Here is a 16,481-nt window from a genome sequence, read left to right as displayed (position 1 = left end):
CACGACCCGTCCGATCGAACGAAGTACACCCATCTGCCCTGTCCGTTACAGTCGTTTGCTGTCGCTGCGGTTCGGGTCGTCGCTGCCTAGGGGGCGCCGTGGGTCAGTCGGGGCGTTTGGGGCTGGTGGTCAGCGCGCGCTGGCTCGCCTACCAAGACGATCAGGCGTACATGCACGAGGCCGCGGAGGTTATCGCGGCTGCCCTGTACGACCCGGTCCTGGGGGCGTGCGAACCCGCGGTTGCGGGGCTGCGGGTGCTGCGGGATCCGCCGAAGAAGGTCCTGGAGGAGCGGATCCAGGAAGCCTTCGAGAACGCGTCCAGCACGGGGTCCACACTGGTGCTGTACCTGATCGGTCATGGTTCCTCCGACTTCGACGACGACCTGTACCACTTCATCCCGGCCGATCACCCTGTCAGTTTGGATGCGCTGCCGGCCCGCGGATACCCGCTGGGGGCGCGTCTGCGTACCCTCCACGGCGAGTTCCCCGGCTCGGACGGGGTGATCCTGATCATCGACACGTGCGAATCGGGGCGGCTGGCCGGCGAGCGACGGTGGTCGATGCCGATGAAGCGGATCTCGGTGTCCACCGCCACGAGCTACGAGTCGGGCTGGCAGGCGCGCTTCAGCCGGGTGGTCGGCGAGCACCTGGAGGCCGGCATCGACGACGCCGGCCGGTACCTGAGGGCCTCGGACTTCCAGCGCCACATCCCGCGGTGGCAGGACCAGTTCCCGCACCATTTCATCCACGACGAGAGCGACGACGCAGGTCTGTGGATCAGCGCGAACCGCGCGAGCCGCAAGGGCCTGGTGGAAGATCTGGTCGCCCGGGTCACCCGCCGGCAAGGCGGACTGCACGAGATACACCGTCGCTATCAGCGCCCCGAAGGCCATGACCCGGTGGCGCAGTCCGTGCGAGAGCACCGGAGGGTGGCAGTGCTGGGGCCGAGCGGCTCCGGGAAGAGCGCCACGCTGCAGATGACGGCGATCGACCGCATCGACCCGGGCCGGGCGGGCCCGAACCGGGATCCGTCGCTACCCGGCCAGGCGGTGGCGTTCTTTCCCATCGCAGCCGACACCACGCCGGAGGAGTTCGCCAGGCAGATCAACGATCAGCTGTACATGTCGGCCCGCGACGCCTTCGCCGAAGCGGAGGAAGCCTTCCTGCGGACCATGCCGCAGGAGGAGGTGGAAGCGCTACCGGCGACCGAGCGCTGGCTGACCGGGCCGCTGCGGCATCTGCCGGGCGATGTCGAGGTCCTCCTGGTCATCGACGCGCTGGACCAGCTTCCCGCCGAGGCCGAGACGGCCGTGACGGAATGTATCTCCGAACTCGGCGACGCGGACCGCTATGGCCACGTGAGCACCGTGGTATCGGTCCGTCACCGGCCCGAGTACGGCTACCCGGCCATCGTTCCGGTCGGCTTCGAGTGCGTCGCGGTGCCACCGTCCACCGTGCAACAGGTCCGCCGGTATGTGGAGCGCAGGAACGTCCCGGCCGAGCACGTCCCCGGCATCGTGCGGATCGCGGAGGGCAACTGGCTGATCGTCACCTTGCTGTGCAACGAGCTCAGCGGCCGCTCCGAACGCGACACCGACCGGGACACGGGCCTGCCCACCACGCGCGAGGACCTCTACGACCGGCTCCTCACCCGGGCCCTCGGCGAGTACGGCCGCGAGCAGCGCGAGAACACTGACAGGAACCTGGCCGCGATCCTGGCCGTGCTGGCCTACGGCGGCGAGAGCGTCCTGGTGCCCCTGGCAGTGCTGCGCGCCGCATCCGAAAGCCTGGAAGGCCCTTCGACCGTCGCCGGCGTGCGCACGGCTCTGGTCGCCCTGCACCACTTGGTGGAGCGCGTCGAACCCGGCACCGACCGCGAGCAGCTCACCGCCATCCACCCCACCTTCATCGACCACCTGCAACGCTCGCAGACTCTGACGCTTCCGAGCGCCGTCCGCACCCACTCGGCAATCGCCGATGCCCTGGCTAAGCTCGCTCCCATGGCCGATGGCAGGAACAGCGGCGACGATCCGGTGCGCGCCTACGCGGAGCGCAGCGAAGCCACCCACCGGTGGGAGGCAGGAGACCCCGACGGCGCCCTCGACGTGCTGATCGGCCGTCCCGCAGCACTCGCCGGCGAGAACAGACTCCGCTGGGAGCGCTGGACCCGCACCATCACCCACACCTTGGGCCCCGCGGACCTGCGCAGCCTGCGAGCCCGGCGCGAACTCGCCTCCTGGACCAGTCGCTGTGGCCTGTTCGCATCCGCCACCGAGCTCTACAGCCAGCTCCTGCCCGACGTCACGCACATCCTGGGCACCGACGACACCCTGTCCTTGCGTGTGGAACTGGACGCGGCACTCACCCGGGGCGTCTCCGGCCACGCCTCGGAAGCCCGCGACCTCCTCCAAGATCTGGTGCCGCGCATCCGCACGGCCCAGGGCCCGCACAGCGAACTCACGCTGGAGGCCCGGCACGCGCTCGGAAGTTGGACCGGGCTGGCCGGGTCCCCCCGGGCGGCGATGGACCAGATCCGCGAAGTCCTGCAGGAATGCCGCCAGTACCTGGGCGAAGAGCACTCCGAGACGCTCGCGTGCCGCAACAGCCTGGCCCGGTGGACCGGGGAATCCGGCTACGCTGCCCAAGCGGTAGAGGAGTTCAGCGCGCTCCTGCCCCTGCAGACCCGCCAGCTCGGTCCCCTGCACCGCGAGACCCTGCGCACCCGCTACAGCATCGCCTACTGGAACGGGGAAGCCGGACGGCCCGGACAGACCCTCGCGCTCCTACGCGACCTGGTACCCCAGCAGATCGAAGCACTCGGCGAGGACCACCCGGACACCTTGCGCACCCAGCACGGCGTCGGCCTGTGGAGCGGTGTCAACGGGGACCCGGCCGAAGCCATCCGTATCCTCACTGACCTCATGCCCGCCCGCATCCGCGTCCTGGGCCCCGACCACCCCGATACCCTGCGCACGCTGAACAACCTCGGCCGGTGGACCGGTGTCATGGGCCGCTACGACGAAGCCATCCGCATCCTCGAGGAAACACGCGAACGCCGCACCCGCAGCCTCGGCGCCTCCCACCCCGACACGATGCGCACCGTCAACAACATCATCGACTTCACCGGGGCGGCCGACGACTTCGCCCGTGCCCGCCAGCTCGCCGACGAACTCCTCCCGCTGCAGGAATCCGTCCTTGGCCCCCATCACCAGGACACCCTGCGCACCCGCTTCAACCAGGCAAAATGGCAAGCCGCGCAAGGAGACGCGGCAGGCGCCCTCGACAACCTGCGCCACCTGCTGCGCGACCAGCAAGACGCCATCGGGCCCGAGCACCCGAACACCCTGCGCACCGCCGAGGAGATCGCCGCCCTGGAGCAGCAGGCAGGCGCGTGAACCGCAGTCCCTCGCGTCACTCCTCTCCTGCCGCCGCATCGTCGTCGCCCTGCACATCCTGCAGTTCGCGCAGGGCGCGCACCACGTCATCGGCGTCGCCCCTCAGTACCGTCTCGCGCACCACACCGTCGGGACCGGTGACACGCACGGAGGTCTCCAGGGGGACCGAGGCGCCACTGGAGCGCGCCTCCCGCCGCGCCCGGATGACCATGAGTACGGCGTCCAGCGCCCCGGGGGCCATCTCCAGCGCGAACCGGAGCAAGTCACCGCCCTGGCGGCCGGGCACGGACGCGTCCGCCACCCGATCCACCCCGCCGGACACGGCCGGAAGGCCCGCCAGGTCCCCCCGGATGTCCTTCAAGGCCCCGCGAGCCGCCTGAACCGACTCATCCGAAACCACCAGCGAGGAGACCGCTACCTCAACCGACCAGGTGCCCATTGTTCCTCCGCACTCCGCACCGCGACCCCTCCGGTGTCGCCGAAGGCAACGATATTGGCCAACTCACCTCCATGGAGCGGCATTTCATGAGCCCCTCGATAGAACTCGTCATCTTCGACTGCGACGGCGTCCTGGTCGACAGCGAACGCCTCGCGGTACGCGTCGACTCCGCACTGATCACACAACTCGGCTGGGCCCTGACCCCACAGGACATCGCGCAGCGCTTCGTCGGCCACTCCAGGCAGTACATGCGCGAACAGATCGAGCAGCACCTCGGTCGCCGACTGCCGGACGACTGGCAGGTCCCGTTCGAGGAGGCCTACTGGGCCCTGGTGGAGGCGGAACTCACCGCTGTCGACGGCGTCAAGGACGTCATCGAGCAGCTCACCACCCCCTACTGCGTCGCCTCCAACGGCAGTCACCGCAAAATGACCCGGTCCCTGCGCCGCGCCGGTCTCCTGCACCTGTTCACCGGGCGACTCTTCAGCGCGGACGACGTGGCGCGTCCCAAACCCGCACCCGACCTCCACCTCTGGGCAGCAGCCCAGATGGGCGCCGCCCCCGAGCACTGCGTGGTCATTGAAGACAGCCCCTTCGGGCTTCGTGCCGCCCGCGCCGCCGGCATGCGCACCTTCGGCTTCACCGGCGGGGTGAACTCCGCCGAACAACTAGCCGGCCCAGGGACCACCCTTTTCCACGCAATGCATGAACTACCCGACCTGCTCGGAGCAGAAGCCACCGCCAAGTCCTGCTGACGAGTGCCTGGACCCGAGAGCAGGATGCGGCCGGCGAGCTGCCGCCGCCTGCGCCACCTGAGGCCGTGGCCGAGCTGGAGGCCGCCGTGGGGGCATCCGATGCCGCCCCGCCTCAAGCGGATCTGTCTCGAAGTCGCCGACGGGAGCTCGGCCGCTGGGGGAGGCTTTGTCCCTCACCGATACGACGTACAGCTTCAGCGACAGTCGTCGGCTGCTGGAGGGGTACGTGGGCCGGCGCGGAACAACACGGACATGCTCTGTTCCCCGAAGACCTCACACCGGCCGAACGTCTCTGCGGGCGGCTGGACGGACACTCGGACTTTCCGATGGCGCCCGCTGGTCCGGTCCGTACACTGCCGGGGGCGGGGAGGAGGACACCGAGAGAGATCGTCCCCATACCCTCGACACGACCTGCAGGCCAGCTGCCCGGTCAGCCGAGCAGCAGGGTGTCGAGCCAGTCGAACGTGCGCTGGTGGAACAGGAACATCGCACCCTCGTGGCAATGCTCGCCTGCGCCTTCGTCCTCACGGAAGCAGATCAGCTCCTTCTGGCAGGTCAACTCGCCGAACAGACGCTGCGGCTGCCCCTTGAAGAACTGGTCGTTCTCGGCTTCGAGTACGAGTGTCGGGCAGGTGATGCGGTCGGCGATACCCGCCATGGTGTACGCCTCGGTTGCCTTGACCAGCTCGTCGATGTCGGACACTCCGAAGGTCCACCGGCCGTTGCGCACCACCCATCGCACCATGGTGTCCTGCGCCATCAGCGCTTCCATGCCGCCGGGGACAGAAGCGGCACGGGCTGCGGTTGCGGCGATGACTTCGTGGAAGTCGTAGACGCCGTCGTACAGCACGCATGCGGCGAGGCGGTGCTCGAAGGCGGCCGCCCTCGCAGCGAGATAGCCGCCGAGGCTCATGCCGATCAGCACGAGTCGCTCGGCGTCCACCTCGGGCAGCGTGAGCGCGAAATCGACGGCCGGGGTGATCACGGCCTCCCAGTCCGGCCGGAAGTGCAGGCCCTGCTCGCGGACGGTGCTGCCCTGGCCGGGGCCGTCGAACGCGATGACGTTGTAGCCGCGCCGCAGCGCGCCTGCGGCCAGCGCAAAGTAGTCCTCCTCGAGGGTGGAGTCGTACCCGCCGTGGAAGAGCACGGTCGGGCGCGGGGTGCCCGAATCGTCGGCGAGGAACAGATAGCCGGGAAGCGTGGTGTCCTCGTACGGGATGCGCAGGGCGCGGGCCGGGGTGTCGAGCAGGGCGGCCGCGTCGGCGAACGTCTGCTGCGAGGCCTTGGCGAGCCGCGCCGACTCGGCGTCGGCGGCGGGATCCTCGCGGCGGTAGAAGTCGGCGGTCCGGTAGTAGTTGGACGCGCGCAGCAGCGCCTCTCGGGCACTGACTCGGTGACCAGCGGCCAGCGCGTCCCGGCCGATGCGCTCGATGCGCGCCGCCGTCGCGGCCCACTGGGACGACCAGGCCTCCTCGTCTCCCTCTGGGATCTGCCGGCAGGTGACGAGGACCTCGCCTAGGTCGGCGCCGCCATAGGCGGCATAGCCCGCGGCACGCAGTGCCTCGAAGGAGAAGGACTCGTCGTCATAGAGGAATTTCATCATCGACTCCTTTCCATCTACGGAACGCAACCGCAGCGTTCCGTCACGCTCAAAGCAACCGAAACAGCGAGGATAGCCAACGGGTTCGGAAGACGTTCGTGATCGCGCCATGGCCGAGTGGCATGAAAAGCCTTCATCCGGCACACCGCGAAGCTGCGGGTGTCCACGGCGGACTACTCTCCCCTTGGTGTCGGGTGGCTACGGAAGACGGCGGTGGCCGCAGCCGAGGCCCGGGCGAACTCGGTGGTGTACGGGGCGAAGTGGCCGCCGGGAAGCATCACCAGCTGCTTCGGTTCCAGCGCCCGGTCGTAGGCGGCGAGCCCGGTGTCGGTGAGGGTGACGGTGTCCTGCTCACCGACGATCACGAGCAGCGGTGTCGGGAGACGCGGTGGATGAGGACACCCGGTTGGTACATGCGCGCGTTGCGGGTGGAGCGGACGGTGACGGTGTTGTCCCAGCGCGTTCCTAGCACGCCGCCAGTCCGTGATCTGCTTCGAGAAAGGTCGACAAGCGATGGAAACCTGTCGACCAGCACACCTCAGCCAGTCGGGCATCCAACCGCCAAGACCGCAGACACGGCGAACCTGTGCGGCACGGCACCAGGCGTCGCGAGAGGGAACGCGGGCTGCGAGTTCGGCGGCGAAGTGGGCGGTCTGGGTGCGCCTCCGAAAGCGTGAACAGCGGCAGGCGCGGCCCGTACAGTTCTGGCATACCGAATGCGGGATCGAGCAGTGCGACCACGCGGGGTGCAACGCACACCAGCCGTGCCGGTTACGTCCGCGGCCAGCCCCTGATCCTGCCTCCACCGCCGCAGAACCTCAGGCTGAAACCGTCGGTTATCCGTGCCTTAAGCGGTGTGTAACGGAGCCTTAGAACCCCAACTTCTTTGCGAATCAATCGCGTTACCGAAAGTAACACGTTGTACAACAGTGCGGCGGGTTTCCAAAAGCGACCCGTGTCACCATGACCGATCCGCCGAGAGGACTCGCATGCCGATAAGGCACGGACGACAAAGAAGCCCGTAGCCGGAGCCGCCCGGCGAACTCCTGACGGCTGCGGTCACGTACAGACGCACAGTGACCGTGATGACCAAGGGCCGCGGTCCGTGCACAGGTTCGGCACGCCGCCGTATAGACCTGTCCGCCGGTGCCGTCAGCGCTCTCGGGGAGCACCTTGTGGTGGACCCCGAATGTCTCAGCGCGTGCTCCGGTTTCTGGGTGCCCTGCTTGGCCGCACACCGGAGCGGTCCGCCCACTGACGTCCGCATTCCCCATCCGAGAGGAAGACACCATGCGCTCACACCTGAAGTTATCAATCGCCGTCACCGCGGCGACACTCGCCACAGCCCTCGCTGCCCCTGTTGCCTCGGCACACACCGCCTCCACCCCTTCCCAGCGTTCGGGCAACCATGGAAGCCGGCCGTCGGACAGCCAGAACATCAACGTCCACGTGACGTCCTACGGCTACAACGACAACGACGACGGCAATGGCCACTACGGTACTGCGCAGATCGCCTACCCCCAGATACACAACGAGGCGACCGAAGACCTGGGCACCTACGACCACCCCGCCACCTTCGCCACCGACCCCGGCGAATTCGCCCCCGGTACTCGCATCTACGTCCCGTACCTCCAGAAGTACTTCATCATGGAGGACGGTTGTGCGGAGTGCAGTTCGGACTGGCACAACGGCGTGTACCACGTCGACCTGTGGATGGGCCCCGCCAGCACGCAGCCGGAGCCCGCTCTCGGCAATTGCGAAGGATCGGTCACCCAGGACTCCGGCATCATCGTCAACCCTGATCCCGGCCTGCCGGTCGACACCACCCCGATGTTCTCCAACGGACTGTGCACGGTCGTCCACCACTGAGCCGTCCCTGAGCGGCCGGGCTCGTCGGCGTCCGGTCGCCGTCGGCAGCCGACGAACGCACACGCCCTCGCATCCGCACACCAGGTCAGGCACACCGTGCCGGAGCACACCGCCCCAGGCTCAAGTCATGCCCGTGGAGGGCGGCCCCATTCCTTTCGAATCCCAGTCCGACGAGGCAACCATGAACACTCGCATCCCCAGACCCGCTCTTGCCGCGCTTCTGCCACTCACCGCCACCGCCATGCTGGTCGCGAACGAACAGCCGGCCAATGCCACGGCGGCGACGCCGGCGTGGCCCGCGCACTTCGCGGCCCCCTACCTCCAGATCGGCCCCGGCACCGCCGGTGACATGGCCGACGACATGGCCACCACCGGTCTGAGGCATTACACGCTGGCTTTCCTCATCCCCCAGGATGGCTGCACGGCCAAATGGGAATTCAACGGTGACCCCGTCGGCGCCTTCAGTTCGGAAATCAACGCACTCAAGGCCAACGGCGGAGACGTCATCATCTCCTTCGGCGGAGCCGCCGGCGGCGAACTCGCCCAGACCTGCACCTCCGTCTCCGACCTGACCGCCGCCTACGCCAACATCGTCAACACGTATGGCGTCACCCGGCTCGACTTCGACATCGAAGGCGCGACCCTCGACGACACCGCAGCCAACACCCGCCGCAACCAGGCGCTCGCCGGGCTTCAGGCACAAAACCCCTCGGTCCAGGTGGACTACACGCTCGCGGTCGCCCCCGACGGCCTGCCCTCCGCACAGACCCAACTCCTCCAGGACGCCAAGAACAACGGGGTCAACGTCAGCACCGTCAACCTCATGACCATGGACTTCGGCGACGGGCACAACGCGCTCGCCGACGCCGAATCGGCCGCACAGGCAACCGCCCAGCAACTCGCCAATATCTACGGCGTTTCCAACTCACAGGCGTACCAGATGATGGGCCTGACGCCGATCGCCGGCAAGAACGACGACGACGAAATCTTCTCCCAGTCCGACGCGGTTGCGCTGGAGAACTTCGCCGCCTCCAACGGAGTCCAGGAACTGTCCTTCTGGGAAGTCGACGGATACGACAAGCCCACCGGCTACGCCTACTCCAACACCTTCAACCAGATCAGCACCGCCCAGGGACCCAATGTGGGCGCACGGACACCACGCACAGCACACTGACACCGGCTGAACAAGGAGGAGAAGGTCTTCCGAGACCTCCTGAGCCGGCGCATTGCACCGGCTCAGGCATCCACCCCGAACTGGCGCGAAAATTGCCATGGGCGCGGATGCCGGAGGCGGCCTCGCTGAGCGGGTAGGCGCACCCGCTCCCGCTTCTCCTGCTCCCTGGGCGTCCGTCCGCCCCCCCACGCGTGGACCGCATGACCACGTCGTACCGCGATGATCAAGAACCGTCACGGCCTGGGGGGTCTCCACGAGTTCAACCTGAGTATCCGACCACGGGCGGCTGCGCACCACCGGCGGCCTCGTATGTCGGGCACCCCGAGGGCAGCGGCGCGTGTGCTCCTGACGTCGCCGACCTCGGGATGTGAGTGGTGACGAACGCAGCCCGCAAGGTCAACTCCGTGTTGCAGTAGCCGAGTCTCACCAGCCGGTGTAGCGTCGTGATCAGCAGTCGTGGTTCCGAAGTGCCGTTCGCCCGTGATCGCAGTCACGGGCGTTTCTGCTGTTCAACGCCTCTCCGGACCAGGGCGATCACCTCCGGATCCCGCACGGTGCGGGGCCCGATACGAGTCCTCTCGAAGGAGACAGGCACATGGCTACAGGCACTGTGAAGTGGTTCAACGCGGAAAAGGGCTTCGGCTTCATCGAGCAGGACGGTGGTGGCCCGGACGTCTTCGCCCACTACTCGAACATCGACGCCCAGGGTTTCCGGGAGCTGCAGGAAGGCCAGAAGGTGACGTTCGACATCACGCAGGGCCAGAAGGGCCCCCAGGCGGAGCACATCCGGCCCGCCTGACGACGCACGAAGAAGCCCCGGCCGGTGCGTCCACCGGCGGGGTATGTGTCGGCCGCCGCCCCGCCTCCAGACCTGCGTGATCCGGACGGTGGGGCGTCGCTCCGTACGGGCCGGCTACTTTCTTGCTGTCCCGCCGAGAGCGTGCTCGAGACCACCGGGGCCTCTGCTCGGCCCCGGTAGCCTCTGACGCGGCTTCGCGGTCAGCGCACCCTGACCGTCTCGGCGGGCGAGATCATCTGCAGGTGGAGCTTGTTCGAGTTCCCGGTCCGTCGCGTGGAGCGCCCTGCGGAACCGCAGCGTGCCACGGTGCTTCGCCCGCACCGACGTGGCGACCACGCCGCCGTGGAACACCGCACCGCGAGCGCACTTCACCGTGCGCCGGCATCCGGTGGCCTCTCGCTGCTGGACACAGAACTTCGCAAAGAGGCCGTCGTCGTTCGAGACGCACCTCTTTACGTGGGTGGACGCGCGCGCCGACCTTCATGGTGTGCGGGCTCACCTTGAAGTCATGACTGATCTTCGCCGAGCCGCCACGGCGCTCACGCGCGGCGGTCCGGGACGCCGCTGTCTCGCCAGCCGCCGCGCGTCCGGCGGCGCGCCACCGGCGTGACCGCCACCGCCTCCGCGGCCGCGCTCGAGGACGCCCGGTTGCAGCAGAACCGCGACCGCGACCGCGAGGGCCAGGCAGACGACGAACGCGGCTTCGCCGAGGTCGCAGCGTGGGAGCGCAAGTCGCATGCCCTGGGTAGGCGCGCGGATCAGCGCAGTCCGGCGAAGAGGTCGTTCTCGGGTACGGCCGCGCCGGTGGTGTCCTGGACACGTACGAAGGTCTCCACGCCCATCAACTCGGTGAACCTCTTCTGGCCCATTTTGAGGAAGAAGATGTTCTCGCCCTGGCTGGCGTGCGCGGCCAGCGCATCGAACTTCTGAGCGCCGAACGCGGCGGTGTCCACCCAGGTGGTGATCTCCTCATCTGGAAGTCCGATCTCGGCCATCGCGGCGGCCTCAGCGGGATCCGGCTCCTGCCAGTCCCCACCGAACTCCCGCATGGTCTCCCCGAATCGCTGCATCATCGAGCGGGGCGCCGTCGTCCAGTACACCTTCGGTGTCAGCGCGGTCATCGTCAGCGCCGCCATCGTGATGCGGTTGGCCTGGATGTGGTCGGGGTGGCCGTAGAAGCCGTTCTCGTCGTAGGTCACGACCACATCGGGTTGGTAGCGCCGCAAGAGTTCCGCCAGGCGGGCAGCGCCCTCCTCGACGGGGGTCTTCCAGAAGGATCCGGGGGCGTCGTTGGCCGGCCAGCCCATCATCCCGGAGTCGGCGTAACCCAGCATCTCCAGATGACTGACCTTCAGGACGTCACAGCTCGCCTCGAGTTCTTGACGCCGCATCAAGGCGACGGCCGCCGGATCGTGCCCGGGATCGCCCGGCTTGACACCCCCCGGTCCGTCACCGCAACTGCCGTCTGTACATGTCACGAGCACCGTGCGGATGCCCTCCGCCGCGTACCGCGCGAGGACACCTCCCGTTCCGGTGGCCTCATCGTCGGGGTGGGCGTGCACCGCCATGAGCGTCAAGGGCCAGTCATTCATGAAACAGTCCTCCTGTGTGAAAACCTCGATCCGAGTCCGCGGCGGGCGTACCACGGACCCGGGGTCCCGGACAGCGTGCGGGCGGACGGCTTTTTGGTCTCCTGTTTCCCGCCCCGCGCGGCGCCGGTCCCTCGCCAGTGCAACAGTGCCGGCCCTACCGGCTGTTCCCGCCGCGCACGGGAACACCCCTGGGCCTTGGTGCTCGTTCCGGTGCATTTCGCGTCCGGACTTGCGACTGTGGGAACCCAGGCGCCGATGTTCAGCGGTGACCGCAAGAATCCACGCATGACCGACACCACTCAGGTCCCCGCAGAGGGGCGGACGACCTGGCCCGGCTCCTGGCGGCCGTGCGTCGTCTGAGGGCCCCGAGGGCGAAGGGTCTCTGCCAGATAGCGCACGGGCGAAGCCTAGAGGGCCGCTGGCGATATACGTGACTCTCATAACTGGGTGAGTCATAGCTGGGCAAGCATGCGGTCGGAGCTGTTCGAACGAGGCCCTGCCGTGCACGGCTCGCTTGAGCATTTTCAGCCGGTTCACATGCCCTTCGACCATCCCGGAGGGACCGTGACCCTCGTCGCGGCGACCGCCACTGACCTGAGGGAGGACGGCGCCGGCTCATAGGCCGCCTCGACAGCGCGCAGGTCGCCTCCTCCTGGTGCGGAGGAGGCGACCTGCGGTGTGTGGCGGGCTACTTGAACCAGTAGCGGACGCCGTGGTGGTGGGAGCAGGTGCCCTGCGAGTGCCGCGAGTAGGACAGTGAGGCGTCCACGCACTTGGCGGTCTCGTACTTGTCCTTGGGCTTTTGGTGGTGCGTCCAGCCGCACACGCCGGTGGTGTGCTGGATGCAGTGGTGAGCGGTGTTGGTCGACGGCAAGGTCGCCGCGAACGCGGCCGGTGCGCTGAAGAAGACACCGGCCAGGGCGACAGCCACGGCTGGGACGGCAAGACGAGCGCGCAAAGGAACCCCCCTTTGGAGTCGAGCAAGTGCAGCGGGACTCTATCCGGGTTTCAACCGTCTACGTAACGTTTTGGATTGTCGGACCCGGCGGCCGGCCGGTTGTTACTGACTTCTCCGTTCAGTCGCCGGGGTGGTTGACGGCCCGGTCTGGGCGAGGCCTCCCTCGATGAGGTATGGCTGACGTGGATGCGGGGCATGCCGCTGCGAACGGCCCTGACGAGGTGGTCATGGTCGGCGAAAACCACGTTGGCAGTGGACCGCGCGCACTGGTCCTGGTCATGCTCACCTCCGCCGTCCGAGGGGGCGGAGGATGCCGAAGGCCAGGAGGCGTGCATCGCGCCGTCGCTCCGGGCGCCTCGGCCGTACGGCGGGCAGAAAGCTGCCTACCAGCACGATCAGCGTCAGGGCGAGCAGTGCGGACCCCGCTTGCTCCGCCGCCGGACGCAGTCCGGCGGGGCGGGGGCGGCACGGCACGGCACGCTTGGCGCCCGGGAATCACGACCACGACATCGACGCGCAACCGTGTCGCCGCCACTGACCAATCCAGGCGCAACCTCAGAACCCGGGCGTGTCCTGCAGCTGGCGTATATGTCGGAAAAGCCTACTGAGAGGGTCGTTTTTCTGCCACGATTGCCCCGCGTTGCCCGGACTTCGGCAGGCCAACGGACGGGTACAGAGCGGGGGAGGCTCTGGTGGGGGCGGAAAATCTGGAACGCGCTGTCGCGGAGGCGATCGAACGGAGCCGTCCGGTCGCGGCGGATCTGCGACGCGAGATCAACGGGCTCGTCGGCGGGCTCATGCAGGGCGTCGGGCACGACCTGTCCGGCGGGTCGGCCGGGTCCGCGCCGCCCGCCTCCGGCGCGTCGTCCCCGCCCGGCGCCGATGGGCTCCGCGCGTACGCCGACGACGTAGTGCGGGCCGTCGTCCGCGAATTGGAGGAGCTGACGAAGCGCCGGCTCGGTGACGAACTCGGGACGTTCAACCTCGTCCTGTTCGGCCGCACCGGTACGGGCAAGAGCAGCCTGACCGAGGCGCTGACCCAGGGTTTCGGCTGCTCGATCTCTCCTGACGGCGCGTCCGACTGGACCACCGGCGTCGCTCCGGGCCAGTGGCGCGGCTGCCGCGTCGTCGACACCCCGGGCACCAACGGCTGGGGGCGGACGAAGTCGCGCTCGGAGCTGGAGGAGACCGCCCGGGAGACACTGGTCTCCGCGGATGTGGTGATCCTCTGCTTCGACAGCCAGAGCCAGCAGGAGGGGGAGTTCGCCAAGGTGGCCGACTGGGTCGCCGACTACGGCAAGCCGGTGGTCGCCTTCCTCAACAACCGCAGCTCGATGTGGCGCTTCCCCACCCGGGTGCCCCAGCAGGAGATCCGCCGCAGGCTCTCCCGCTCCGTCGCCGAGCACGCCGAGAACATCCGAGACGAACTCGCCCGTATCGGCCTGCACGACGTCCCGGTCGTGGCTCTCAACGCCAAGCGGGCGGTGTTCGCCCGCGCCTCCCTGCCCTACCAGGGGCCCGACGCCGACAGCCTGTCGAAGCACCGGGCCGAGGCGGGTTCCATCGACGTCCTCCTCGACTGGTCGAACCTGCCGGTCCTCGAATCCCTGCTCGCCACGGCCCTCGGCCGGGACGCGGTCGGTCTCCGGCTCGGCGCGCTGGTGTCCCAGATCGGCGGTGCCTGCCGGAATGCGGACGACAGGCTCCGGGTGCACGTCGAGGAGCCCGCCCTCCGGCTCGCCGAGCAGACGGAGATCCGCATCGAAGGCCTTGCCATCCGGCAGGTACGGGCCGCGCGCCTCACCGACCGGGTGGTCGAGTTCCTCGACCGCGGACTGGGGAGGGCACGGCGCAACGGCGACCCGGAGGAGCGCAAGGCGCTCGCCGAGCGCCTCGACCGATGGACGGAGGACCCGGGCCTGCAGGCGGTCGTCGAGCAGTGGTGGGCCGAGTCGGCCGACGAGATCACGGTCTGGTGGCGGCGCACCGCCCACTCCTTCCGCCGCCGCCTGGGATCCAAGGCGTTCGCCCGGACGGTCCCGGAGACCGGGGTCGTGGGGGACCTCCGCTTTCTGAACGGCCACCCGCGCCGCGAGCGCCGCAGGAAGGCAGCCCAGGGGTTCGGCCGGGTGGGGGCGCTGATCGGGAAGGCCGCCGACGGCCCGGTGATCGCCCGGGTGGCGACGTGGTTCGGCCGGAGCCTGGAGCCGGCCTCGCTCGCACGCGGGGCGGTGCTGATGGCGAGGACGGGAATGGTCCTGTCGGTGGCCGGCAGCGTCGTTGACGTCTACACCCTGGTCCGCAATGTGAAGGAGGACCAGGAACTGGCCCGGGGCCGGCTGGCGGTGTCGGTGACCCTGCGGGAGTCCGGCGCCCGGTGGGCCGAGGTGATCACGGACGGAACCGAGGACGAGCCCGGCCTGCTGTCCGGGCTCGACGACGACTGCGAGGAACTGAGCGCCCGCGTCAAGGAGACCGACGAGCGCGCGGCCGTGTACACCCGGACCACGGACGCGCTGCGGGACAGGATCGGCACCATCCGGGAAGTGATCGCCGACGCGCTCGCCCACCTGGGCCACGAGCCCGTCGGCCACTCGGCACGGCAGCACACGGAGGGGGAGCGATGAGCGAGACCGAGACCGAGAGCGGGACCCCGCCCGTCAACGGGGGGAAACCAGCGGCACCGGGGAGTGGATCGACCGGATCCGCGCCGCGGTGCGCACCGTCGCCGGGAAGGGCGTCACGGACGAGGTCACGGCCCTGTGGGACGAGTTCAGGGACACCACGGCCGTGAGGGTGACCGTCTACGGCCCCTACGACTCCGGCAAGTCGAGCCTGGTCAAGCGCCTGCTGGTGGAGGACGGGACGGCCGTGCCGGAGAGCACAGCCTCGACCTCGTCCTGCGCGACCTGCGCGGTCAGGTCCGCTGGGTGGTCCGCAGCCTGTACCAGGGCCACCTGGAGAAGAACTTGGGCATGTCGCTCGACCGGGCCGTGGCGGAACTGGGACAGGTGGAGAGGCTCGCCGGCCAGCGGCGCAAGCTCCGTTACTACTACCGCAGCGGCGTCGGGTTCGCCGACGCCAAGCACGTCGCGCAGGCGCGGGCCTCGCTCCAGCGGATGAAGATCTTCGACGCGGTGCTTCCTTCCGTGCTCGAACTCGGCACCCTCGTCTTCCGTGAGATCCAGGGCGCCCGCCTGGAGGCCCGGGAGGCGGAGCGGCGCAGCGAACTCCGCGGCAGGCTCGGCAAGACAGCCGACACGATCGTGGACCGCGTGCTCGGCGCCGACGAGGACCGCCCGGACTTCGGCTGGAGCACGGCGATCGCGGAGGTCCGGACCGGTCTCGAGGAACTGGCCCGGCCGCTGCGGTCGATGACGGACGTCCTCGACGCGCGCGGGAAGGAACTGGAGGCCGGAGCGGCCGATCTGAGCACCCTGCTGGAGCGGGCCCCGGCACGCGCGCACACGGCGTGGGACGGGCGGGTAGGACCGGAGGAGGAAGGGGGAGGCCGATGACACCGGGGGAAGCGGGACGGGACGGCCCGGAGGGATACGAGACCGCCTGGCGCGTGGTGCGCTCGCTGCGCCGGGTGCCGGAGTGGCGGCTCACCCCGGCGCAGTGGGAGGCGGTCGGCGCCGCGGTACGGGACATCGCCGGGCTCTGGCACAGGGAGGACCGGCGGGGCCTGCGGGCGGCGGTGGGCCGGCTGGAACTGGCCGGGCCCCGGATGGTGGTGACCAGACACCAGGACGAACCCCTGCGGCCCCCGCCGGTGGGGCTTCCGGAGGAGCTGAACGAACTGGTGACCTGCATCGTGGCGGAGGCCGGCGAGCCCAGCGGGACCGGTGTCGCGTCGCCGGGCGGCGGTGCGGAGACGGACGGACGGTGAACCGTTGA

General features: G+C 69.0%; 13 protein-coding genes. 8 read left to right on the top strand and 5 right to left on the bottom strand.

What is annotated here, in order from left to right; all coding sequences use genetic code 11:
* The first annotated feature begins 98 nt into the window (after positions 1 to 98).
* The gene (locus ACWDEN_RS21920) at positions 99 to 3,395 is read left to right on the top strand and encodes a tetratricopeptide repeat protein (protein WP_450859920.1); all 3,297 of its coding nucleotides are present in this window, start codon (positions 99 to 101) and stop codon (positions 3,393 to 3,395) included.
* Between the two features lie 16 nt (positions 3,396 to 3,411).
* Here the strand turns inward: ACWDEN_RS21920 and ACWDEN_RS21915 are convergent, their stop codons facing one another.
* Complete coding sequence (locus ACWDEN_RS21915; protein WP_351621289.1) at positions 3,412 to 3,696, bottom strand: hypothetical protein; 285 nt, start codon at positions 3,694 to 3,696, stop codon at positions 3,412 to 3,414.
* 224 nt (positions 3,697 to 3,920) lie between these two features.
* Here ACWDEN_RS21915 and ACWDEN_RS21910 point away from each other — a divergent pair, with 224 nt between their 5' ends.
* On the top strand, positions 3,921 to 4,589 hold the full coding sequence (locus tag ACWDEN_RS21910; protein ID WP_450859919.1) for an HAD family hydrolase: 669 nt from the start codon (positions 3,921 to 3,923) through the stop codon (positions 4,587 to 4,589).
* 430 nt (positions 4,590 to 5,019) lie between these two features.
* On the opposite strand, the gene ACWDEN_RS21905 is transcribed toward ACWDEN_RS21910, so the two are convergent.
* Positions 5,020 to 6,189, bottom strand: coding sequence for an alpha/beta hydrolase family protein (locus ACWDEN_RS21905; RefSeq protein WP_450859918.1), 1,170 nt, complete (start codon positions 6,187 to 6,189; stop codon positions 5,020 to 5,022).
* Positions 6,190 to 6,362: 173 nt separating this feature from the next.
* Positions 6,363 to 6,554, bottom strand: coding sequence for a hypothetical protein (locus ACWDEN_RS21900; protein WP_450859917.1), 192 nt, complete (start codon positions 6,552 to 6,554; stop codon positions 6,363 to 6,365).
* Positions 6,555 to 7,479: 925 nt separating this feature from the next.
* Between ACWDEN_RS21900 and ACWDEN_RS21895 the strand changes: the two genes are divergently transcribed.
* From ACWDEN_RS21895 to ACWDEN_RS21885, 3 genes are all read left to right on the top strand, one after another.
* The gene (locus ACWDEN_RS21895) at positions 7,480 to 8,058 is read left to right on the top strand and encodes a hypothetical protein (protein WP_351621301.1); all 579 of its coding nucleotides are present in this window, start codon (positions 7,480 to 7,482) and stop codon (positions 8,056 to 8,058) included.
* Positions 8,059 to 8,191: 133 nt separating this feature from the next.
* Entirely contained in the window at positions 8,192 to 9,232 is a 1,041-nt protein-coding gene (locus ACWDEN_RS21890) for a glycosyl hydrolase family 18 protein (RefSeq protein WP_450859916.1), read from the top strand.
* A 595-nt stretch (positions 9,233 to 9,827) separates the two neighbouring features.
* Positions 9,828 to 10,031 (top strand): cold-shock protein, encoded by a 204-nt coding sequence (locus ACWDEN_RS21885; protein ID WP_055492756.1) that lies wholly within the window; start codon positions 9,828 to 9,830, stop codon positions 10,029 to 10,031.
* 758 nt (positions 10,032 to 10,789) lie between these two features.
* On the opposite strand, the gene ACWDEN_RS21880 is transcribed toward ACWDEN_RS21885, so the two are convergent.
* Both ACWDEN_RS21880 and ACWDEN_RS21875 read right to left on the bottom strand, forming a co-directional pair.
* Positions 10,790 to 11,623, bottom strand: a complete 834-nt coding sequence (locus tag ACWDEN_RS21880) for a PIG-L family deacetylase (RefSeq protein WP_351621307.1) — start codon at positions 11,621 to 11,623, stop codon at positions 10,790 to 10,792.
* A 688-nt stretch (positions 11,624 to 12,311) separates the two neighbouring features.
* The gene (locus ACWDEN_RS21875; protein ID WP_351621310.1) at positions 12,312 to 12,554 is read right to left on the bottom strand and encodes a DUF3761 domain-containing protein; all 243 of its coding nucleotides are present in this window, start codon (positions 12,552 to 12,554) and stop codon (positions 12,312 to 12,314) included.
* Between the two features lie 719 nt (positions 12,555 to 13,273).
* On the opposite strand from ACWDEN_RS21875, the gene ACWDEN_RS21870 reads away from it, so the two are divergent.
* The 3 genes from ACWDEN_RS21870 (at position 13,274) to ACWDEN_RS21860 (ending at position 16,473) form a co-directional block, all read left to right on the top strand.
* Positions 13,274 to 15,208 (top strand): GTPase, encoded by a 1,935-nt coding sequence (locus tag ACWDEN_RS21870; protein WP_351621313.1) that lies wholly within the window; start codon positions 13,274 to 13,276, stop codon positions 15,206 to 15,208.
* A gap of 303 nt (positions 15,209 to 15,511) precedes the next feature.
* On the top strand, positions 15,512 to 16,099 hold the full coding sequence (locus ACWDEN_RS21865; RefSeq protein ID WP_351621316.1) for a hypothetical protein: 588 nt from the start codon (positions 15,512 to 15,514) through the stop codon (positions 16,097 to 16,099).
* On the top strand, positions 16,096 to 16,473 hold the full coding sequence (locus tag ACWDEN_RS21860; protein ID WP_351621319.1) for a CATRA system-associated protein: 378 nt from the start codon (positions 16,096 to 16,098) through the stop codon (positions 16,471 to 16,473). Before ACWDEN_RS21865 ends, ACWDEN_RS21860 begins: the two co-directional genes overlap by 4 nt.
* Positions 16,474 to 16,481: the final 8 nt, after the last annotated feature.

It is taken from the genome of Streptomyces sp. NPDC001153 (assembly GCF_053598315.1).
The sequence above is the reverse complement of the archived record's forward strand: the minus strand, read 5'-3'. Positions and strand labels throughout refer to the sequence as shown.